The following is a 21,514-nucleotide window of genomic DNA, read 5'->3' as shown; positions in this document are numbered from 1 at the left end:
GAGGGCCAATTCACCATCGTGGGGTCTACCATGGTGAGTTAGAGGGCCAACTCACCATCGTAGGCGCTACCATGGCGAGTTAGAGGGCCAACTCACCGTCGTGGGGTCTACCATGGCAAGTTAGAGGGCCAATTTACCATCGGGGTCGATTGTGATGATGACCGGCGACGGACTATTATCGTTCAGGGGAATCGGCTTTTCCATCCTGCACCCGCTGTCTGTTGGTTTCAGCATACTCTTCCCCCTGATCTGCAGATTCCCATACATCCAGATAAAAAGACTGCAGACATGTCATTTTAATATGACTTTGTCTACAGCCTGAGAGACCTCCAGGTCTCCTCTTCCATTCATTTATGCTGTTTCAAAAGGACCATCGCCACTTCTTCAAGGTGTCTGAGCATTGCGCCTGTTGCTTTTCCCGAATCTTTTTCTGCAATGGCTCTATAGATGGCCTGATGCTCATCAAAAATCTTCTGTATCGATTTCTTCTCTTCATACAGCCATATTCTTCTTGTTTCCTTCATCGTCTCAAGCATTTTCTCCGATACATCACCGAGCAGATCCACGAGCATCTGATTGCCCGTCGATTGTGCGATTGCCATGTGGAATTCATAGTCAGCCTGTTCTCCGAGCTCATTGTTCATTACAGCTGTACGCATCTTGCCGAGCGCATCCTGCATCCTTCCCAGATCTTCTTCATCTGCATGGCTGCATGCCAGCTCCGCGCAGCCGACCTCGATGATTTTACGGAGGTCCAGCAGGTTTTCGATATCCTTCCGTGTGATGATCTGGAACTCATGTTCGAAACCGAGAGGCATACGTTCTTTTATATAGGACCCCTGGCCATGCTTGACTTCTATGACGTCCATTACACTCAGAGTATTCAACGCTTCCCTGATGGAAGCCGAAGACACCTGGTAGTGCTCAGCCATCCTGGTAATCGATGGCAGCTGGTCGCCTGGATTCAACACACCATCCTTGATATCCTGCATGATCAGGTCCGCAATTTCTTCATATATTTTTTTCCTTGAAATGCCCATTGGATCGACCTCTTTTGAATTCTTAATGTCCGTATTATGATAGCACATATCAAATCTTTACAGTAACTTATCAATATATTAGTAATTTGTAATGAAAATGAAATCGAAATTATCAGAAAATATGTTGCTTTATGCTTCCGAACTTGTTAAGATGTATACAATTTTCAAATATAGGGAGGCATTAGATATGTTGACACTTACATTTTCCATTCTACTACTTATTCTTGGCTATATGGTGTATGGAAAAATTATTGAGAGAATTTTTGTCATCGATGACAGCAACGAAACACCGGCATACAAGAGCGGTGACGGTGTCGACTATATTCCTATGCACCCGATCAAGGGCTGGCTGGTACAGCTGCTCAATATCGCAGGACTTGGTCCTGTGTTCGGCGCAGTCGCGGGTGCATTATACGGACCCGTCGCACTCATCTGGATTGTCGCCGGCTGTATATTCGCTGGCGCAGTACACGATTACTTTTCAGGAATGCTGAGCATGCGCAACAATGGCTCACAGTTTCCTGCCCTTGTAGAGAAATACCTCGGTAAAAGTGTAAAGCTTTTCATCTATGTCGTTTCACTGGCGCTCATGATCCTTGTCGCTGCGGCATTCACTGCTGGACCTGCCGAGCTCATTTCACTGAAGACAGGCGGAGCCATCCCGTTCTTCGTTGCTCTGGTCGTCATTTTCGCCTACTTCCTTATGGCGACAGTTCTGCCGATCAACAAGATCATCGGCAAGATCTACCCGATATTCGGTGCGATACTGATCATCATGGCAGTGTCGGTATTCATCGGCCTCCTCTTCTCAGGCGCCCAAGTACCGAACTTGACACTGTCCACTGCACATCCTGAAGGTTTGCCTGTATGGCCGCTTCTGATGGTCACCATCTCCTGTGGCGCCATCTCGGGCTTCCACTCGACGCAGAGTCCGATCATCGCACGTACTGTACGCAAGGAATCCGATGCAAGACGCGTGTTCTTCGGTGCCATGATTGCTGAAGGCATCATTGCACTGATCTGGGCGACGGCCGGCATGACATTCTTCGGTGGTACGGAAGGCCTTGGTGCAGCACTGGCCAACGGCGGCCCTGCTGGTGTCATCGACACGATCTCCATCGAATATCTCGGCGCAGCCGGAGCATTCCTGGCATTCATGGGGGCAATCGTCCTGCCGATCACGACAGGTGATACGGCACTCCGCTCTTCCCGGATGATCCTGACCGAAGCAGTCGGAAACTTCGTCAAAGTCGGCAACAGGAAGAAGATGCTGATCATGACAGTATGTGTGGCAGTGCCTTCCTTCCTGCTCGCTACAATCGACTATTCCTTCCTATGGAGGTATCTCGGCTTTACCAACCAGACCGTTTCAGCTACAATGCTCTGGGTTGCAACCGCCTACCTCATCAAAGAAGGCAAGTTCCACTTCATTGCAGGCATCCCTGCACTGTTCATGACCGGCGTCGTCGGCACCTACTTCTTCTACGCACCTGAAACACTGAATATGAGCTACGAAATATCACTGGTACTCGGAATGATTCCAGTTCTTGCTACAGCTGCGCTCTACGTCAGAGCCGCCTATAAATACAGAGTCAGAGGCATCGCAAAACCTACGCATATCGGTTAACAATTAAGGAGGAATTCATATGGGACAGACATTACAGATAGAACGGGCAAACCAGTTGAAGAATAAACCGGACGTTTCAACCATCAAGTTCGGTACAGTATTTACAGATTATATGTTTACAAGCAGGTACACACCGGAGTATGGCTGGTCGGAGCATTCCATCATACCGTACCAGAATCTCCAGCTCTCCCCGAGCTGCCAGGCCATCCACTATGGTCAATCCGTTTTCGAAGGACTCAAGGCCTACAAGAATGGCGACGACGTACTGGTTTTCAGACCCGATCAGAATTTCAAACGTATGAACCAGTCCCTATCCCGTCTTTCCATGCCCGAAATAAATGAAGAGAATGCCCTCGATGCCCTACTCGAACTGTTGAAAGTCGAGCGCGACTGGGTACCGGATGGCGAGGGACAGTCCCTATATATCAGGCCTTTCGTCTTCGCAGATGAACCATTCCTTGGTGTCAGACCTTCTGAATCCTATCAGTTCAATATCATCCTCTCGCCGGTAGCGAGCTACTATGGTAATCAGCTGAACCCGTCAAGTCTCTACGTGGAGGATGATTTCGTCCGCTCGGTCCGCGGCGGTGTCGGTTTTGCGAAAGCAAGCGGCAACTACGCAGCGAGCCTGCTTGCACAGAAGAAGGCGAATGAACTCGGCTACGAGCAGGTACTCTGGCTGGATGGTGTCGAACAGAAATATGTTGAAGAAGTCGGCAGCATGAACATCTTCTTCGTACGGGACAATGAACTTGTTACGCCGAAGCTGAACGGCTCCATCCTGCCGGGCATCACCCGCAAATCCCTCATTGAACTTGCTGAATACAAAGGCTATACAGTGAAAGAGGAATCAATCCATATCGACGACCTTGCGAATGATCTGCATAGCGGCAGAATCACGGAAGTATTCGGTGCCGGCACGGCAGCAGTCATCTCGCCAGTCGGCCGCCTGAATATCCACGGTGTCGATCACATCGTCAATGACAACCAGATCGGCCCCGTTTCACAGGACCTTTATGACCACTTCACGGACATCCAGTATGGACGGCGTGAAGACCCGTTCGGCTGGGTCGTGAAACTCTAGCATCAGTAGAAAAATCCCTTTGGAGCAGCCACTATCATAGTGGCACTTCCAAAGGGATTTTCTTATACTTTGACTTCAAATGATACTTTGCCTACATTTTCATACTCGACCTGATAGGTGCCGGTTTCGAGCCTGATCGGCAGATTGAATGTTCCTGATGACACGAAAAGGCCTGGTTCCAGCACTTTTCCTTCCTCTGCAAGTGTCGCGGCAAGCCACTTCATCGCCCTGGCCGGATGGCCAAGCACTTCTGTCGAACGTCCTTCTTTGATGACAGTGCCGTCATGCGACAGTGTGCCTCTGATGTCATCAAGATCATCATAATCGTAATGTTCCGCTTCGCCGTATATGACCGCGCCATTCACCGCACCGTCGGCAATGATCTCATTCAGTGTTGTATTCGGGAACCAGTCCTTATACCTTGCATCCGGCACTTCCGCTCCCGGTGCCACCCGGCACTTCTTCATGATCTCCGCTTCCGTATCCTCCGCAGAAATCTCCTCATCTATCAAAAAGATAAGCTCCATTTCGAGCAGTGGCACATTATAGTCGCCCAGGGTAATCTCTTTTTTTACCGTGCGGTCCGTCATGGCACCATAGAGCGGCGAATCGCTATTGAACAGATTCTGTGTCTCAGGACTCGTCAGGCTGATCTTGTACCCCATCAGCACTTCTCCATTCTCTTCCTTCATCTTCATGACAGCATTCTGGATTCTGTAGGCTTGCTCCATGGAAGCAATATCAAGCGCTCCGAGCGCCAGTGGTTCATTTGCTGAATAGGCAGTGTACAACTGTTCTACAATCGACATGAAACTCCTCCTTTGCTTTATTCCAATATAACATATCTGAAAATAAATATTTATCGCCATTTTCGCATCATTATGAATTAGGCATTGTGACCGCTGTGCAATATTGATATCATATTCCTATCTATTCTTAACGCACTTCATTTTCAATATTGCTAGAAGGAGGCATAACATGCTTGATATCAATCCGATTGTAAAGACAATCCAAGTTCCCGGGATAAGAGTTTTCTCGAATAAGGTGGCCGAATATCCGGATGGCATCAATCTGACCATCGGACAGCCGGACTTCCCGACTCCGGAGAACGTCAAGGAGGCAGCAGTCACTGCCATCCGCGAAAGCAGGACAGGATACTCCCATAACGCCGGACTCCTTGAGCTGAGGCAGAGTGTTGCAGATTTCTTCCAGGATACATACTATTTTTCATATGCTCCAGATGAGGAGATCATCGTGACGAATGGTGCCAGTGAAGGGCTGGATTCGGTGCTCCGGACCATCATTGAACCAGGGGATGAAGTCATCCTCCCTGCGCCGACCTATTCAGGATACGATTCCCTCATCAGACTGAACGGCGGCGTACCTGTCCATATGGACATATCCGTATCGAACTTCAAGCCCGAGGCAGAAGCCATCAGACAGACCGTCACGGATAGGACGAAGGCGATCATATTCAACCATCCTTCCAATCCGACGGGTGTTTCTCTGTCCCATCCCGAGATGGCTGTACTGGCGGAGACGCTGGCAGAACTGGACGTGTTCGTCATATCCGATGAAATATACAGCGAAAATACGTTTTCCGGCAAGCATACCTCCTTCGGTTCATTCGAAGCGCTCCATGACAGGCTGTTCATCATCCATGGGCTGTCGAAATCCCATGCCATGACCGGCTGGCGGCTCGGCTTCATACTCGGACCGGCCGAAGTCATGAAATATGTGCTGAGAGTCCACTTGAACAATTCCATCTGTGCTGCGCTGCCAAGCCAGTATGCAGCGATTGAAGCACTCAAGAATACGCGGCACTTCCCACTCGAGATGAATGAAAGATACATTGAACGCAGAGACTTCGTCCATGGGAAACTGACTGCGATGGGACTTTCGTGCGAGACGCCGACGGGTGCATTCTATATTTTTCCGAGCGTTGAAGGGACAGGATTTGATGACATCACTTTTGCAGAACGTCTGCTTGAAGAGGAGCATGTCGCTGTTGTACCCGGCTCCGCTTTCGCCAAGGAAGGGAGAAACCATATCAGAATTTCCTACGCCAGTGCCATGGAACACCTCGAAGTCGGAATGCAGCGCATGGAACGGTTTGTTAAAAAGTATCAGCCGAAAATAAATGGACAGTAGGACAGGAAATCGAGGAGGAATTGCAATGTTTTGGGAATCACAGCAGCAGCTTGAAGAACTGGTATGCCAGCTCGTCTCGTGGGAAAGCCGGACCGGCACGGAGGGAGAGATTCTTTTCCCCTTCAAGCTGAAGGATGAGCTGGTGAAGCTGGAGTACTTCGAGCGTCATCCGGAACATATTGCGCTTCATGATGCAGGCAGGAACAGAAATGGGCTGTCTGCCCTGTATAAGCATGGATCGACGAGTAGAACCATCATTCTGATGAGCCATTTTGATACAGTACATACCAAGGAATTCGGTTCGAACAGCCATCTGGCATTCTCACCGCATGAACTCGGTCACCGTTTCAAGGAGATTGCGGATGATTTTCCGGAGGAAGTCAGGGCGGATATACTTTCCGATGACTACCTTTTCGGCCGGGGCACGATGGATATGAAAATGGGGATTGCGCTCCATATGCATCTGGTTGAAAAGGCCATCGCGCATGACTGGCCGATCAACCTGCTCCTTCTGACTGTACCGGATGAGGAAGTGGATTCTGCCGGCATGCGGACGGCAGTCGACCAGCTGGAAGGTCTTGCGCAGACACATGATCTCGACTATGCCCTATTCCTGAACAGCGAACCGAGCTTCACCCAGTACCCGGACGATCCGAACTACTATTTCTACTCCGGGACAATCGGGAAGATCATGCCATCGGTCCTCTTCTACGGGGTCGAGACACACGTCGGTGAACCATTGCGTGGCTTGAATGCACACTACATGGCCTCTTTTCTCAACCAGCAGATGGAGTTCACCAATGTTTTTGACGAAACGGCCTACGGTGAACGGACACCGCTTCCGGTAACTTTGAAATATTATGATATGAAGGCCGACTACTCGGCCCAGACATCGAATCATGTTGCATCACTCTACAATGTCTTTGCCATGGAGCAGAATGCGGACGACATCTTCAGCAAGTTCCATGAGCTTGTGGAGGACACGATGACACAGTGCCAGAATCACTACGAAGCGATCTGCCGGAGAGAAAATACGCGTCCGGTCGGCAGCATCCGCACCATGTCCTACCAGGCACTTCACGACTATATACTGAAGAAGCACGGCCAGGTGAAAATTGATGAGATCATCACCCAGTACATTGCCCGTGATGATCTCGATGATCGCGAGAAGTCGATGCAGATCACGAACCGCATGCTCACCTACTGCAAAGAGCTGGTTCCACTTGCGGTAACGCTGTTCGTCCCACCATACTATCCTGCTGTAAACGCTTCAGAGGACCCGCTCGTCAGAAGCATCTCCGGCTTGACGCAGGAGTTCCTGAACAGCAACTACGGCATCGTGCCGAAAGAGATCCACTATTTCAATGGCATATCCGACGCCAGCTATGTCAGCTACGACAGCCATGATGACAGCTGGGAGACCTACAAGGCCAATACCCCCGTATGGGGAAAGACCTATACCATACCGTTCCAGTCCATGCAGAAGCTCCAGGTGCCGCACATCAATATCGGGCCGTTCGGCAAGGATCCGCATAAGCTGACCGAGCGGCTCCATAAGCAGAGCGGATATGAAATCACCCCGAAATTGCTCGAAGCCGTCGTGAAGCACTGCATGACCGTCACAGTCTAGATGCCGAGAATATAGAGGCAGATCGGTATCGTAATGAGACTGAGCAGTGTAGTGACGAGCGTCGAGAAGGAGACCAGGTTCGGTTTGACGTTGAACTGCACGGCCAGCATGGTGGAGTTTGCAGCTACCGGCATGGCATTCAGTATGACGAATACCGCCTTCATCGTGTCGTCGATCGGCATGATCATGACCAGGGCCATCGCAATTACAGGAGAGAGGATCATTCTGACTGCGATGACAGTAGAGATGTTTCTTATTTTGAACTTCTCCTTCGTAATCTGGGCCAGCTGCATGCCGAGAATGAGCATGACGACAGGAATGGAGGCATTGCCGGTCATTTCGATGATCTCCATCAGCTTGTCGTCGATGGTGACGTCTGAAAGCTGCAGCAGGATGCCTGCCAGCGCACCGTAGATGACGGGGATTCTGAAGATGCTGACGATCGCTTCTCTGACAGAGATCGTCGCGCCATTGCCGAATGACGCGATGAAGATGCCGACAGTACTGACGATGAAGCCATGCAGCACCATGAGTACGACCGCATAGTCGAATGCAGTGGCACCGATCGCAAAAAGCACCACCGGCGAGCCATAGTTGCCACTGTTCGGAAATAGAGTGCCGAGCAGCATGGCGGAAATATCTTCCTTGGTGGATTTCATGAAAAAGCCGATACCGATTGTGATGCCTGCGAGAATAGCTGTAATGATCAGCGAGAAGAGGAACAGGTAGAAATAATCCATAGTGATTTCATTGCGGTAGAACGTATTGAAGGTCAATAGTGGCAATAATATGTATAGCGAAAGTGCAGAAACGGACCTGATATCCATATCAAGCAACTTCTGTGCGACATACCCTGCACCGAATATAAGAAAAACAGGGAGTACAATCATCAACAGTTGCATCAGTTTTCATCCTCTTTCTTTATTTTCCATACTTCCATCATAGGACATTCTGAAATGAAAAAGAAGCCGGATTTATCCGGCTTCCATAATTCATACTATTTTCTTCTGAAGAACAGAACGACTGCAGATATGACTGCAAGGATAAGAAGTACAACTGCACCGATGATCAGCAGCGTGTTGGAAGACTCCGCTGTCGCCTGTTCACTCTCCTGTGCGGTATCAATTTCCGCTTCAGTCGTCTCCTCCTCGGTTGGTTCTTCCTCGGTGACCACTTCTTCTGTAGATTCTTCCTCGGTTGCCTCTTCGACAGTCGATGATTCCTCAGTCATCGCTTCTTCAGTAGACGGTTCCGCCGTCGGCTCTTCGGTGGTTTCCTCAAGGGAAGGCTCTTCCGTACTTTCTTCAAGTGCCGGCTCTTCAGTAGATGCTTCCTGCGTCTCTTCAGCAGTCGGCTCTTCTGTTGAAGTTTCAGTACTTGCCTCCTCTGTCGATTCCTCTTCTGCGACTTTCACCTCATTATTATTCTCGAGTGCGGTTGTCAAAGCTGTTGCAGCCTCATCAATCTGATCCTGTCCTGCATTGCCATCTTCCAGCAGCGCATATGCATTTTCAAGGGCAGACTGAAGTTCCGGCGTTCTCGATTCTGCAGACACCTGCTCCACTTCACTGATTATCTGCTCAAGCGCCGCTGTATCGACGACCGGCGCATCACTGACGTTCGTCGTCGTAGCTGTCCTGAAATAGGTGGTCAGCAATGGGGTGTCGTTCTGATCCATTGCACGCACATAGTAATCATAGGTCGTCGATGTTTCGAGTCCACTATCCTGATAATAGCCGTCCTGCGTCGTATCAATCAGCTGATCGTTCCTGTACACCTCATAGTATGCAGCGCCTTCAAGCGGATCCCACGAGAATTCAGCTGTGTTGCCCGTCGTCCCCTGGATGGTGACGAGCCTGTTGTGGAACGACTCCATGAACTGGTACGTCATCGGCGCACGTTCAGCCAGGCGGGCGCTCGCGCTACCGCCGAGATAATACATTGCGAATGTCTCTGCAAAGTATTCCCCAGGCGTATTGAAGTAGGCCGCCACCTCGTGGTCATGGAACAGATTGTCCTTTTCCTGGGCCATGATATTCTGAAACTCCTGCGAGCCACTTACCGTGAAACCGGCGGCATAGCTGTCGACAGCGTGTCCATATTCATGCAGTTCGAGGTTGATCGTCGAATGACCGTTGCCCGGGTTGCTGTAGCCGATCCTGGCGGCAGTTGTGTATCCACCAGCGCCCGGCACATCATCCCACGTACGACCTGTGTTTTCCCAACCTCTCGGTGTGACGCCGGAAAGATATTCAAATTCCGGCAGTTCGGTCAACGGCTGATCCATAAGTATGATTCTGACACCTGCACGATTCGTATGCGCCAGAATTCTTTCGTCCACCCGATTTAGACGGTTGATCATCGCCTGGGCTTCATTCGCATCATAGTTGCCATCCGGATCTCTGATTTCAATCATGTTCTGGAGGCTCGGGCTGGCCGCTGACGCCTGCAGTGGAAAGAATGCTGTAATCATCAGCATCAGACCAAGCATCATCGCGACCCCCGAAAGGGTTTTCTGCTTCATAATATTCCCTACCTTCGCTCTGTTTTCCTTATATTTGTATTCCCTATAATACGCGCTTTAGTCATTCTGGTCATGGAATATCCATCGATGTTCACCGAATCCTCACAAAGACGGACGTCCGGCACCTGCATTTCTGCTGGCCACTGGACGTCCGCACTCCATGTTATTCTTTTTTCTATGCCAGACTCTCCCGGACCACACGCTTATAGTAGACAAGTGAAAGGATTGCAAAGAGTGAATAGAATGCAGTATAGACAGCCATGACGATGAGCATCGGCGTCCACATCTCCGTTCCGAACATGAACCATCCGGCGTTCACTGCAAAATAGGCATGCAGCAGACCGATCAGCAGCGGAATGCCGAACGTGATGATCATCTTGATGGAAAGCCCTCTCGTAATTTCCCGCTGCGAAAACCCGAGCTTTCTGAGCACATTGTAGCTGCCACGCTCATCCTCACTCTCACCCACCTGCTTGAAGTACAGGATGCATCCTGATGTCAGTAGGAAGGAGAAGCCGACAAATGCGATGACGAACATCGTCATGCCGAACATCTGCATCTGTGTCGTATAATTTTCGATTTGGGAATCGAAATATGGGTTTTCCTCCTGGTCCATCATGTTGAATATCTCCATACTATCTTCTCCTGTAATATCGAGCGCATACATGGTTCTGACGCCCTCACCCTCGACTTCGGGTGACTGGTTGCTGGAAAATTCCTGATAGACCGAGTCATCAACAATTGCTGTAGGAAAACCGAATGTTACCATGCTTGGCAGAATCGACTGTCCCTGTACATCCGCGAGTTCCAATGAATGCTTGTAATCCCCGGACGTGAACGTTAGCGGCTCATTTACGCTGTAGTCGATGAATGTCTGCATCACACCCGAAGTCCCGGTGATGACCGTTTCGTTCGGACCCAGATCCATCGATTCGAAATGGGCATCGCTCACGACCATCATCATGAGTATCGAATCATCCATATCCATGAGCTCAAGATCTGCGCTGATTGCCCCTTTTGTTTCAACATTATATTCCATTGCCGGCAATTCAAACGTTTCATGCTCGATCCCTTCCCGGGCAAGCAGGTCGTCATAGAATGACAACCCTTCTGCATCTTCGAAAATATAGTCATGAGGCGTTGAATTCTCCACCATGCTGCCGGTTGAATAGTAGGTGATGTAGGAAAGGGACATCAGTCCGACACTCAGTGCACTGACAATGCTGATCATCGTCAGTAGAAAGGCGTTCGATTTCATTTTGAACATGATGCTTGTCAATGACAGTACATCCGTTACATTGACGTGCCCCTTCTTCGATTTTCTGATCATATTCAGAATGAATGCGATGGAGAACTTGAATGTGATATATGTGCCGATGATGACCAGTCCAAGCACAATGAACATCAGCGGAATGGCCCATTCTATATAATCCACCAGAGCAGTGGAGAGATAGTAGCCCACTGCAATCATGCTGATGCCGAGGATGCCCATCAGTATCGTGCCGACACCAAGCCGTCTGCTGTCGGACTCGTTTGTCCGGTTCAGCGTGATCATGTCGATGAGCTTTGTGCGTTTCAGGAAAATGAAGTTCTGTACCAGCAGCAGCACGAATATGACCACAAACAGTACGGCAGTCTGGAGCACAGCTTCCATGGAAAAGGTAAGACCTACAGAAAGCTCGACCTGCATGACTCTGAGAAGAACCATCAGCAGTATTCTGGATAGCAGAAAGCCGAGAAGGATTCCGATGACCAGACTGCCGAAGTAGATGATGGCATTTTCCTGCAGCAGTATTCTGAACACTTTGTTTCTGTTCAGTCCGATGAGCTGGAACAAGGCAAGCTCGGTATTCCGTCGCTTCAGGAATATGGAGTTCGCGAACATGACGAAAGTGACGATGATGATGACAAGCAGCACCGACCCGACAAGGAAGCCGGTCGACATCAGTGTGCTCGATGACAGCTCTTCTGCTGCGCTCTCATCTTTTGACATGAGTACAAACGAGAAATACAGCGAAACACTGAAGATGAGCGCGAAAATATACAGGCCGTAGTTTCTGATGTTCCTGAAGAAATTTTTCAGGATGATCCGATTAAGACTCAACGCCGACACCACCCAATACGCTCTGAGTACTCATGATCTCCTTGTAGAACTCCTCCTGTCGGCGCTCCCCTTTCCGGAGAGTGGAATAGACGAGACCATCCTTCAGAAAAATAACTCTACTCGAGTAGCTTGCAGCTGTAGCATCATGTGTCACCATCACAATGGTGGAACGGCTGTTGATGTTCATCTGCTTCAATTTATTCAGAAGGCCGCTTGCAGACTTGGAGTCGAGTGCACCTGTCGGTTCATCCGCAAAAATGATTTTCGGCTGGTGGACGAATGCACGTGCTGCACTGGTCCGCTGCTGCTGGCCTCCGGAAATCTCATTCGGGTACTTGCAACCCAGTTCATGGATGCCGAGTTCATTCGCGACTGTTTCGAACTGGCGCTCCACTTCACCCTTCTTCATGTTCCTGATGGACAGCGGCAGCAGTATGTTCTCCTTTACAGTCAGCGTATCGAGCAGGTTGTACTGCTGGAAGATGAACCCGAGATCATTTTTTCTGAAGTTCGCGAGTTTCTTGTCTTTCATCGCAGTAATATCTTCTCCCTCGATGAATATATGTCCACTGCTCACCCGGTCGATCGAGCTCAGTACATTGAGCAGTGTCGTCTTGCCGGAACCCGATGCCCCCATGATGGAGACGAACTCTCCCTTCTCTATATCCAGGTCGATGCCTTTCAGCACTTCAGTGCGGTTGAAACGGTTGCCATACGATTTTTTGATTCCCTTCGCTTCAAGTATCATCATGACGCCTCCTAAGTTTTTTATCATACCCCTATTCTATCTGTACTCTTCATCACGGTCGTTTGATTCCGGTGACAGAAACAGAAAACCATGTGACGTTTCTGTCACATGGTTTTCACTTTATGGTAGGCATTCTGCTGTGCGAAAGTGAGGGTCGTCTTTGTTCCGTTACCATATTCGGACTGGACATCGATATCGAGATGCATGGCTTCTGCAGCCTGATTGGCAAGATACAGACCCATTCCTGTAGACTGGCCGTCACCATGGTTGCTCGTCGAAGTGAACCCTGATTCAAATATACGCGGCAGGTCTTCCGGCCGGATGCCTCTGCCATGGTCCTCGACTGTCAGGGACACGGCGCCATCCACCATGCTGCTTGAGATTTCTATCTCGTCATCTTCAGTATACTTTACGCTGTTTGTAATGATCTGGTCGAGAATGAATGACAGCCATTTGACATCCGTTTTTACTTCAGGTGCAGACAGCGTAATATCAAAGCCGATATCCTTCTCCATGCAGAGTGTCCTCAGCTTCTGTATGCTTCGTCCGATAATTGGTCCCAGTTCAGCCGTTTCGATGTATAGGTCATTCTGTATGTTTGGCAGACGTTTCATATAGAGCATCTCATTCAGCATGCCTTCAAGCCGCTGCCACTCATTGAGCAGCTTCACACGCCGCTGTCCATCGACATCATCCATGAGCAGTTTCAGCGTTGTCATCGGCATTTTCATATCATGGATCCACCGCGTCATTTCGTCCATGTTTTCCTTCGTCTTCATGGATTCCTGATCCATGCGATCATTATGGGACTGTCTGACGCGTAGGAGACGCTCCTGAAGAGCGCGCTGATAACGGGTTGTCGGGACAGGAAGCGATTCTATATCTTCAATATCATTCATTTTCATCAGCTCTTTCTCATAGTGTCTGCCGCTTGCATACTGCCAGATGGCGAACAGCACCATGATGATACTATTGATGACGACGATGTAGAGGATCGACAGATTCGATATGGACACATCGAGCAGTCCGATGCCGAGCGTCACAGCATTGATCAGTATGAAGAGCAGCCACCATGGCAGATGCTGCGTAAAATACATGGCATTCACTCCTTCAGCATATATCCGAGTCCCGTCTTGGTGATGATGGCGTCCTTCAGGCCCATCTCCTCGAGTTTCTTGCGGATGCGGTTGATATTGACGGTCAGTGTATTGTCACTGATGAACTTCGCATCATCCCACAGCTGCTCGATCAGTGCTTCCCTTGAGACGACCTGATCCTTGTTCGCTGCCAGAATGGACAGGATGAAGGACTCATTTTTCGTCAGATGGATGATATGCTCCCCTCTGGCACCGGTCAGCTTTTTGAAATCAAATACAGCGTCCCTGACTCGGATGACATCCATGCTCTGGTTCTGATACTGGTAGGCGCGTCTCAGCAGCGCATCGACCTTCGCCACCAGCACGTCGAAATTGAATGGTTTCTGAATATAGTCATCGCTGCCCATCTGCATGCTCATCACCATGTCGGACGGGTGGTCCCGTGATGACAGGAAGATGATCGGCAGGCTCGAAATATCACGGATCCTTCTGCACCAGTAGAACCCGTCATACTTTGGCAGTGTGATATCGATGATGACGAGCTCCGGCTCGAAGCGGATGAAATCATTCAGCACATTCGAAAAATCGGTTACGCCGGAAATCGTATGATCCCATTCCTGAAGCCGTGATTTCAATTCCCGGAAGAGCGGCATATCATCTTCGATGATGAAGATTCTGGACATTGCAAGGACCCCGCTTTCATTTTCTATAAATAAATATCCAGTTCCCATTATAAAGGAAACTGGATAAAATGCATCGGTTCATCTATATCTGTCTGGCTCTCATCAGCAGCCACAGGAAATATGGACCGCCGATCAGTGCGACGACAATTCCTGTCGGAATGATGGCCGGGGCAAGGATAAGCTTGCCGAGGAGATCTGCTGCCGTAAGCAGTACACTGCCGATCAGAAGCGAGGAGAAGAACAATATTTTCATGTTCTGACCAAAGAGCATCCTCGAAATGTGCGGCGCAATCAGGCCGATGAAGCTGATGGCCCCACAGACGCTGACTGCAAGACTCGACAGCATGGCAGAGAGGACGATCAGGATGATCTTCTCCTTGTTCACGTTCATGCCGAAGCCGGTCAGCATCTCGTCATCCAGGTTCAGCATGCCCATCTCACGGATTCTGAAGAACACGAAGAGCGAGATGATCAGGATATATGGAACCGAGATATAGACGAACGGCCACCTATCGCCCCATATGTTGCCTGCAAAGTAGCGGTTCAGCATCTCCATCTGGGTCTCGTCGAACACGGATGTAAATACGTAGACGAAACCTGTGACACCCATCGCTGTCGCAATGCCGATCAATATGAAGATGTTGCTCTTGAACGCACCGCCGATGAATGACAGGAAGAATATGATGAGTACAGTCAGCAGTCCACCGACAAAACTCATCAGTGGCAGTGCATAAAGATGCTGGCTCATCGATCCGCTGATGAAGGTGATGAACAGAACCACGCCGAATCCACTGCCGGCGTTGACGCCGATGATGCCCGGATCGGCCAGCGGATTCTTTGAGATGACCTGCAGAATGAGTCCACTCAATGCCAGGGCTGCACCACAGACCAGCACGACGAGAATCCGCGGCATTCTGAATTCGAACAGTACAAGCCTGACGTCGGCACTTGCCTGATTGGTCAGTATATTCAGCAGATCAGTCCATGTCAGGCTGAATGTACCCGTGAACAGATGTGTCACTAGAATTGCAACGAGAAGGGCAATGATGATGATGAATTTGAACTGGTTACGCATATTTTGCCCCCCTCTTCTTGATGATATAGATGAAGAAAGGCAGGCCGATCACGGCGATGATGGCGTTGACCGGTGTTTCATTGAACATTCTTGCGAGCATGTCGGAGAGCACAAAGATGATGGCACCCGCAAGCCCCGTATAGACGATGGTGAACCGGTGCAGGTTGCCGAACAGCATCTTGATGATATGCGGCACCAGAAGACCGAGGAACACGACATTGCCGACCATGGCAACGGCCATGCTGGCAAGCATGATGGCGAGTGTCAGCGTCACCCTGCGGTACAGTGCCTGGTTCTGACCGAGCGATACAGCCATCTCATCTCCGAACAGAAGCACGTCAAGCTCTTTTGACAGAAAGAGCAGAATGATGACCAGTACGACCGCAATCGGAAAGACGAGCGCAATATTCGACATCGACTGCCCGGCTGCACCCCCTGCTGTGAAGAAGGCGACATACTGCCCAAGATTGAATGTGATGACCAGGAAGTCGGTCACCGCATAGAGCAGCAGACTGATGCCCGCACCTGCCAGAATGAGATGCATCGGCGAGCGGTAGCGGGTCATGGACAGAATGAACAGTCCGACGATCATGCCACCGATGAAGCCGCTTGCCATCACACCGATAAACGGCAGTGCCGGCAGTAGAAGTGCCGCCAGGATGATCGCAAGGTTGGCACCGGCATTGACCCCGAGAATGCTCGGCTCACTCAGCTCATTGTGTGTCACGGACTGGAGGACCAGTCCCGAAATGCTGATCATGAACCCGGCAAGCAGGGCACCAAGCACTCTCGGCAGCCGTATTTCGTAGAGTATCTGGTGGCTCTGGTCCGTCATGTCCAGGTTGAAGATGACATCGAACACCTGGTTCAGCGAATATGTATTTGTTCCGAACATCATTGCCAGCACAAAAGACAAAAGAATGCCCATCACAACGATGGGCAAAGGATACCATTTACGATCCATACTGGACCTCTTTGACTGTCTGGCAGAACAGATCGTAATCTGCAAGAATCGGTTTGCCTGTCAGCGGGTCGATCGTGATCTTACCGTTTATGTTGAATACATTGTTGAGGATATCATTGGTCAGTACATCACTCGGATGACCACTTTCAATGATTTCACCCTCGTTCATGATGACAAGATGGTCGGAATATTTGATGGCGTGGTTGATGTCATGAAGTACCATGACGACTGTCTGCTTCGTCTGTTCGTTCAGACGTCTGACGATGTTCAGTGTTTCGAGCTGATGATGGATGTCGAGATATGTGGTCGGTTCATCCAGCAGCAGAACGTCCGCTCCCTGTGCGAGCAGCAGGCTGATCCAGACGCGCTGCGCCTGTCCACCTGAAAGTTCACTCATCATGCGTTCGCTGAATTCATTCGCGCCTGTCTCCTTCAGCGCCCAGTCGATGATCTTGTAGTCATCGGGCTTCAGGCTCTGGAACCTTTTCAGATGCGGATAGCGGCTGAAGCCGACAAGATCCCGCACTCTGACATCATACTGCAGACGGTTCTTCTGTGAAAGGATGCTGATCTTCTTGGCAATGTCCTTCGACTTCATCTGACGGATATCCATATCGTTGATATAGACCCCGCCCTCCTTGGCGGAAATGATTCTCGAAATCGTCTTCAGCATCGTCGACTTCCCACAGCCGTTCGGCCCGATGATCGTCGTCACTTTGCCTTCCATCAGTTCCATATTCGTATGCTTCAGGATTGTGCGTTCATTCAGTTCGACTTTGACATCTTTTAGCATTACACTCGTCATGCATGACACCTGCCCAATATTATTTAGTCAATGCTTCCATAATGATATCCTTCTGATATTCCAGTGAGTATGGATCATTATAGTAGAAAGTAGGAGAGTCGAATTCGACGACCCTGTCGTTCTGTACTGCTTCAAGGTTTTCCCAGACGGCTGTATCCCTGTAGGCATTATCTGCACCGGAATCTCCAGTGCCGACAAACATGTAGTCGCCGGAATACTTCTCTATTTCTTCTGCGGATATCGCTTTCCATCCTGTTTCTACGACATCATTCTGTATGGCCTCGGGCACATCGACACCAAGTCCCTGATAGAGGATCTCCGTACCGCGTCCCCAGTTTGTACCGTATACGTAAATGTCCTTCGCGTACTGTTCGATGACACTGGCTGTCGCATCTGGACCGATGGCTTCCTCGACGGCCGCCTTGTCTTCTTCAAGTTCCGCTTCCCAGCCTGCAATCCATTCCTCGGCCTTTTCCTCGGTATTCGTAATCTTGCCGAGTTCCCTATGGATATCGAGGTAGTTCCACTTGGCGTAGTCGATAGGTACAGTTGGTGCGATTGCTTTCAGTTTATCTAAATTCTCGTCGGAATTAAAGGCTATGATCAAATCCGGATCAAGATTCATCACTTGTTCAATATTTCCCTCTTCCACAAGTTCGATATCTTCAGTGTACGGCTCCAGTACATCACTCTCCGTCACTCTTGCGTGCGCACCGACAACATTCGCATCCAGCTGCATCACATTGCCGAAATAGCTTGTCGCCATGACGACCACACGCTGCGGGTCTTCCGGTATTTCGATCTCTTCACCGCCATCTGTCGTATATGATACCATGCCACCAGATGCTTCCGATGACTCTGCTGACGTCTCTTCCGAAGTTTCGGAAGCAGAACCTTCCGATTCTTCAGCGGATTCCTCCGTGGATCCACCGGAGTTGCTGCATGCCGCAAGGACAAGCACCATCATCAAAGCAATGATACTGATAAATTTCTTCATATTGCTACCCTACTCTCACCGTAATGTATTGGAATGCTTTAGATTGATAATCATTCTCATTGCCTATATAATATAGGAGAATGAAAGAGATTTCAACAGAAAAGAGGAATAAGTATGAATATTTCAGATACACTCATCATCGGTGGCGGCCCCGCCGGACTCTATTCCAGCTTCTATGCCGGCCTGCGGGGTATGAGTGTCCAGCTGATCGACCATCACTCGGAGCTCGGCGGCAAACTGAACATATATCCTGAGAAGATCATCTGGGACATCGGCGGGGTCACCCCCGCTCCAGCTGAAGACATCAAACAGCAGATGATCCGTCAGGCAAAGACGTTTGATCCGGATATTCATGTCTCGACGACGTGCGAATCGATCATCCAGCATGAGGATTATTTTGAGACTGTGACCGACCAGGGATCCTTCTACAGCCGGACCATCATCATCGCTTCGGGACGTGGCATCTTCACTCCGACCCGGCTGACGATAGAAGGGGCCGATGCATTCGAGCTGACGAACCTCCACTATACGGTCAAGCGCATCAGCCGCTTCAAGGACCAGCATGTCCTCATATCAGGGGCCGGCAATACAGCCATCGACTGGGCGGATGCGCTCAGTGATATTGCCGCCTCTGTCACAATGGTCTATAGAAGTGAAGAAATGAAGGGCCACGAAGCAATGATCGCAGCCCTTCACAGGAAAGAAAATATATATATGTGCGGCCAGTGCCAGATCGATACACTGCTGCCGAATGAAAATGGCGATGAAATCGCCGCAGTCCAGCTGAGTGACGGCCGCCAGGTCAAAGTCGATGACGTACTGATCAGCCATGGATATGAATCCAACTGCGCGTTCCTCGATACACTGGAAGGCAATTTCGACTACAACGAGTACTATATGATCGAAACAACGGAGACTGCAAAGACACCGGTACCCGGCATCTTCGCCTGCGGCGACCAGACGACGCATGAAGGGAAGATCCACCTGATCGCGGGCTGCTTCCCGGAAGCGGCGCAGGCTGCCAACCATGCCAAGACTTTCCTGCAGTCGGACGCACCGGCAGAAGGCATGGTCTCCTCACACAATGACATCTTCAAGGAGAAGAACAGGCAGCTCATGAAGAAGATGCACTAGCTTTCTACATTTCCTGCATCGTTGCCATGAACTGCATGATGGCAGGACTCAAGAGGATGATGAAGAGTGTCGGGAAAATGAAAAATACCATCGGAAACAGTATTTTGATCGGTGCTTTCATCGCCTTCTCCTCCGCCCGCTGCTTTCTCAGTTCACGGATTTCATCCGTCTGGACACGGAGGACGGTCACCATGCCGATACCAAGCTTTTCAGCCTGCACAATGCTGAACACCAGACTTTTAAGCTCTTCAATCGGGAGGCGCTCGGCCATTGCGGTCAGCGCCTCTTTTCTCGTTCTGCCAAGCCGCACCTCTTCCAGTACGCTTCTGAACTCGCCTGACAGTTCACCCGGTTTCTTCGATACCACCTTGCTGAGCGCAGCATCGAATCCGAGCCCTGCCTCCAGGCTGATGGTCAGAAGGTCGAGAAAGTCCGGCATTTCCCTCAGTGCCTGGCCCTGACGCTTTTTCGCCCGTGTGTTCATATACAGCTTCGGCAGTGTGATGCCGGTCCCGATGGCTGTGACAAACAGCAGCAGACCATGGATAAGTGAGAGATTCGCAAAGTACATGGACAGTGTGGCAAATACCATCAGAAATCCTGTCACCATCCACTGGATCATCTTGAATTCGATGGGACTGAGCTGCATGCCCGCCTGCTGGAGGCGCACTTCCATCTGGTCCACCTTCTCCTTATCCAGCCGGCGTTGGGATTTCTTTTTCAGACTCTTCCAGAGTGGTTTGATCATGCGGTCTCTAAACGAGCCCATCTCATCCGCCTCTGTTTCGCCGGCCGCGCTTCCATCCGGAAAATAGAGGCCGATCCGTGCCATTACCATGCGGTTCCTATGGGCAGGAATGGCGAGTACCGCATAGATCAGCAGTGTCATGGAAATAAAAAAGCTGAATGTAAGGAACAGCATATCTACACCTCGATTATTGTCATTTTACGGATGAATATGAAACCGATGATTTCGGAAACAGCTGCTCCGGCAAGCAGCATGCGACCCAGTGGTTCAGTAAAGAGCAGGCTCATATAGTCGGGGTTGATGACATAGATCAGCGTACCGACAGCAACCGGCAGCAGGCCGATGATCAGACCGGAGAGCTTGCCCTGCGCGGTCAGCGTGCGGATCTGGTTGGCAAGCCTTGTCCGCTCGCGTATCGTTTCAAGAATCTTATCCAGAAGATACACGAGGTTGCCGCCGACTTCCCTCTGGATGAGTATCGATTCCACGAGCATGTCGAGTTCAGGACTCGGCATGCGGCGCTTCCAATCGAGCAGTGCATCCTCGAGACGCGTGCCATACTGCAGCGCCTTCAGTACATACTGCACTTCCTCCTTCAGAGGCGAGTAGGATTCCTCCTCCACCATCTGGAGCGACTGCAGCAGACTGAAACCGGCCCGAAGGGACCCGCTGATGGAAGTGATCATGCCTGGGAGTGATTCATTGAACTGCTTGACCCGCCTGCTCTTTTTCCTTGAGACGATCATGGAAGGCAGGAAATACCCGAAGACACCGCCGATGAATGACAGGAAGAAGTTGTTCGTTACAATGTACAGCAGGCCGCCGACGATAATGAAGGCCATGACTTTGAAAGCAATGAATTCCTCCACTTTCATCATGACGCCTGCAGCAGTCAGTTCGCTTTCAATCGTTTCGCGCTTCCGGCTCTTCTTCCCCCGTCTGACAAGCAGATGCTTCAAGTTGCTGTTGGCCCGCTTCAGACTGTCCTTCACGGAAAATGGAGGTTTCGACTGTTCCTTTTCTTCATTTCTCAACGAAAAAATAAACAGAAGCAGCAGGAATATGGTAATGAAACTGCCAGCAATCAGGGCAACTTCCATATG

At 50.1% G+C, this 21,514-nt stretch carries 19 protein-coding genes; 5 read left to right on the top strand and 14 right to left on the bottom strand.

The genetic code is table 11. From position 1 onward, the window contains the following. Positions 1-347: 347 nt before the first annotated feature. A complete protein-coding gene (locus tag J4760_RS07140; protein ID WP_237605261.1) occupies positions 348-1,040 on the bottom strand; it encodes a FadR/GntR family transcriptional regulator in 693 nt (230 codons plus the stop codon). Positions 1,041-1,227: 187 nt separating this feature from the next. Here J4760_RS07140 and J4760_RS07135 point away from each other — a divergent pair, with 187 nt between their 5' ends. Beyond that, positions 1,228-2,667 (top strand): carbon starvation CstA family protein, encoded by a 1,440-nt coding sequence (locus J4760_RS07135; RefSeq protein ID WP_237605260.1) that lies wholly within the window; start codon positions 1,228-1,230, stop codon positions 2,665-2,667. Between the two features lie 19 nt (positions 2,668-2,686). Beyond that, positions 2,687-3,751 (top strand): branched-chain amino acid aminotransferase, encoded by a 1,065-nt coding sequence (locus tag J4760_RS07130; protein WP_145289414.1) that lies wholly within the window; start codon positions 2,687-2,689, stop codon positions 3,749-3,751. A gap of 62 nt (positions 3,752-3,813) precedes the next feature. On the opposite strand, the gene J4760_RS07125 is transcribed toward J4760_RS07130, so the two are convergent. Beyond that, complete coding sequence (locus tag J4760_RS07125) at positions 3,814-4,560, bottom strand: 2-keto-4-pentenoate hydratase (RefSeq protein WP_237605259.1); 747 nt, start codon at positions 4,558-4,560, stop codon at positions 3,814-3,816. Between the two features lie 169 nt (positions 4,561-4,729). Between J4760_RS07125 and J4760_RS07120 the strand changes: the two genes are divergently transcribed. After that, complete coding sequence (locus J4760_RS07120) at positions 4,730-5,902, top strand: aminotransferase class I/II-fold pyridoxal phosphate-dependent enzyme (RefSeq protein WP_237605258.1); 1,173 nt, start codon at positions 4,730-4,732, stop codon at positions 5,900-5,902. Between the two features lie 25 nt (positions 5,903-5,927). After that, a complete protein-coding gene (locus tag J4760_RS07115) occupies positions 5,928-7,532 on the top strand; it encodes a M20/M25/M40 family metallo-hydrolase (protein WP_237605257.1) in 1,605 nt (534 codons plus the stop codon). Here the strand turns inward: J4760_RS07115 and J4760_RS07110 are convergent. The 10 genes from J4760_RS07110 to J4760_RS07065 form a co-directional block, all read right to left on the bottom strand. Continuing rightward, entirely contained in the window at positions 7,529-8,434 is a 906-nt protein-coding gene (locus J4760_RS07110; protein ID WP_237605256.1) for an AEC family transporter, read from the bottom strand. The two genes, J4760_RS07115 and J4760_RS07110, sit on opposite strands and share 4 nt — an antisense overlap. A 95-nt stretch (positions 8,435-8,529) precedes the next feature. Beyond that, on the bottom strand, positions 8,530-10,056 hold the full coding sequence (locus tag J4760_RS07105; RefSeq protein WP_145289425.1) for an anthrax toxin lethal factor-related metalloendopeptidase: 1,527 nt from the start codon (positions 10,054-10,056) through the stop codon (positions 8,530-8,532). A gap of 175 nt (positions 10,057-10,231) precedes the next feature. Next, positions 10,232-12,160, bottom strand: a complete 1,929-nt coding sequence (locus J4760_RS07100; RefSeq protein ID WP_237605255.1) for an FtsX-like permease family protein — start codon at positions 12,158-12,160, stop codon at positions 10,232-10,234. Further along, on the bottom strand, positions 12,150-12,911 hold the full coding sequence (locus J4760_RS07095; RefSeq protein ID WP_237605254.1) for an ABC transporter ATP-binding protein: 762 nt from the start codon (positions 12,909-12,911) through the stop codon (positions 12,150-12,152). Before J4760_RS07095 ends, J4760_RS07100 begins: the two co-directional genes overlap by 11 nt. A 101-nt stretch (positions 12,912-13,012) precedes the next feature. Further along, positions 13,013-14,005 (bottom strand): sensor histidine kinase, encoded by a 993-nt coding sequence (locus J4760_RS07090; RefSeq protein ID WP_237605253.1) that lies wholly within the window; start codon positions 14,003-14,005, stop codon positions 13,013-13,015. A 5-nt stretch (positions 14,006-14,010) separates the two neighbouring features. After that, positions 14,011-14,688 (bottom strand): response regulator transcription factor, encoded by a 678-nt coding sequence (locus J4760_RS07085; RefSeq protein WP_237605252.1) that lies wholly within the window; start codon positions 14,686-14,688, stop codon positions 14,011-14,013. Positions 14,689-14,770: 82 nt separating this feature from the next. Next, positions 14,771-15,763 (bottom strand): FecCD family ABC transporter permease, encoded by a 993-nt coding sequence (locus J4760_RS07080; protein WP_237605251.1) that lies wholly within the window; start codon positions 15,761-15,763, stop codon positions 14,771-14,773. Beyond that, positions 15,756-16,727, bottom strand: coding sequence for a FecCD family ABC transporter permease (locus J4760_RS07075; RefSeq protein WP_145289441.1), 972 nt, complete (start codon positions 16,725-16,727; stop codon positions 15,756-15,758). Before J4760_RS07075 ends, J4760_RS07080 begins: the two co-directional genes overlap by 8 nt. Then, on the bottom strand, positions 16,717-17,532 hold the full coding sequence (locus tag J4760_RS07070) for an ABC transporter ATP-binding protein (protein ID WP_145289444.1): 816 nt from the start codon (positions 17,530-17,532) through the stop codon (positions 16,717-16,719). Before J4760_RS07070 ends, J4760_RS07075 begins: the two co-directional genes overlap by 11 nt. 19 nt (positions 17,533-17,551) lie before the next feature. After that, positions 17,552-18,529: an ABC transporter substrate-binding protein gene (locus tag J4760_RS07065; protein ID WP_237605250.1), complete on the bottom strand. Its 978-nt coding sequence runs from the start codon at positions 18,527-18,529 to the stop codon at positions 17,552-17,554. A gap of 114 nt (positions 18,530-18,643) precedes the next feature. Here J4760_RS07065 and J4760_RS07060 point away from each other — a divergent pair, with 114 nt between their 5' ends. Next, complete coding sequence (locus J4760_RS07060; protein ID WP_237605249.1) at positions 18,644-19,663, top strand: NAD(P)/FAD-dependent oxidoreductase; 1,020 nt, start codon at positions 18,644-18,646, stop codon at positions 19,661-19,663. Between the two features lie 4 nt (positions 19,664-19,667). Here the strand turns inward: J4760_RS07060 and J4760_RS07055 are convergent, their stop codons facing one another. Continuing rightward, complete coding sequence (locus J4760_RS07055) at positions 19,668-20,585, bottom strand: type II secretion system F family protein (RefSeq protein ID WP_237605248.1); 918 nt, start codon at positions 20,583-20,585, stop codon at positions 19,668-19,670. A 2-nt stretch (positions 20,586-20,587) separates the two neighbouring features. Continuing rightward, entirely contained in the window at positions 20,588-21,511 is a 924-nt protein-coding gene (locus tag J4760_RS07050) for a type II secretion system F family protein (RefSeq protein WP_237605247.1), read from the bottom strand. Between the last annotated feature and the right edge of the window lie 3 nt (positions 21,512-21,514).

Origin of the sequence: Salinicoccus sp. ID82-1 (genome assembly GCF_021991715.1) — a bacterium.
GTDB classification, from domain to species: Bacteria; Bacillota; Bacilli; order Staphylococcales; family Salinicoccaceae; genus Salinicoccus; species Salinicoccus cyprini.
Note: the sequence above shows the minus strand (reverse complement) of the source record. Positions and strands in the feature narration are given on the sequence as shown.

Coding starts and splice junctions, on each gene's coding strand:
- J4760_RS07130 (WP_145289414.1), top strand. CDS start 2,687: ATGGGACAGACATTACAGATAGAACGGGCAAACCAGTTGAAGAATAAA.
- J4760_RS07095 (WP_237605254.1), bottom strand. CDS start 12,911: ATGATGATACTTGAAGCGAAGGGAATCAAAAAATCGTATGGCAACCGT.
- J4760_RS07110 (WP_237605256.1), bottom strand. CDS start 8,434: ATGCAACTGTTGATGATTGTACTCCCTGTTTTTCTTATATTCGGTGCA.
- J4760_RS07080 (WP_237605251.1), bottom strand. CDS start 15,763: ATGCGTAACCAGTTCAAATTCATCATCATCATTGCCCTTCTCGTTGCA.
- J4760_RS07135 (WP_237605260.1), top strand. CDS start 1,228: ATGTTGACACTTACATTTTCCATTCTACTACTTATTCTTGGCTATATG.
- J4760_RS07085 (WP_237605252.1), bottom strand. CDS start 14,688: ATGTCCAGAATCTTCATCATCGAAGATGATATGCCGCTCTTCCGGGAA.
- J4760_RS07105 (WP_145289425.1), bottom strand. CDS start 10,056: ATGAAGCAGAAAACCCTTTCGGGGGTCGCGATGATGCTTGGTCTGATG.
- J4760_RS07140 (WP_237605261.1), bottom strand. CDS start 1,040: ATGGGCATTTCAAGGAAAAAAATATATGAAGAAATTGCGGACCTGATC.
- J4760_RS07125 (WP_237605259.1), bottom strand. CDS start 4,560: ATGTCGATTGTAGAACAGTTGTACACTGCCTATTCAGCAAATGAACCA.
- J4760_RS07060 (WP_237605249.1), top strand. CDS start 18,644: ATGAATATTTCAGATACACTCATCATCGGTGGCGGCCCCGCCGGACTC.
- J4760_RS07065 (WP_237605250.1), bottom strand. CDS start 18,529: ATGAAGAAATTTATCAGTATCATTGCTTTGATGATGGTGCTTGTCCTT.
- J4760_RS07120 (WP_237605258.1), top strand. CDS start 4,730: ATGCTTGATATCAATCCGATTGTAAAGACAATCCAAGTTCCCGGGATA.
- J4760_RS07055 (WP_237605248.1), bottom strand. CDS start 20,585: ATGCTGTTCCTTACATTCAGCTTTTTTATTTCCATGACACTGCTGATC.
- J4760_RS07115 (WP_237605257.1), top strand. CDS start 5,928: ATGTTTTGGGAATCACAGCAGCAGCTTGAAGAACTGGTATGCCAGCTC.
- J4760_RS07075 (WP_145289441.1), bottom strand. CDS start 16,727: ATGGATCGTAAATGGTATCCTTTGCCCATCGTTGTGATGGGCATTCTT.
- J4760_RS07090 (WP_237605253.1), bottom strand. CDS start 14,005: ATGTATTTTACGCAGCATCTGCCATGGTGGCTGCTCTTCATACTGATC.
- J4760_RS07070 (WP_145289444.1), bottom strand. CDS start 17,532: ATGACGAGTGTAATGCTAAAAGATGTCAAAGTCGAACTGAATGAACGC.
- J4760_RS07050 (WP_237605247.1), bottom strand. CDS start 21,511: ATGGAAGTTGCCCTGATTGCTGGCAGTTTCATTACCATATTCCTGCTG.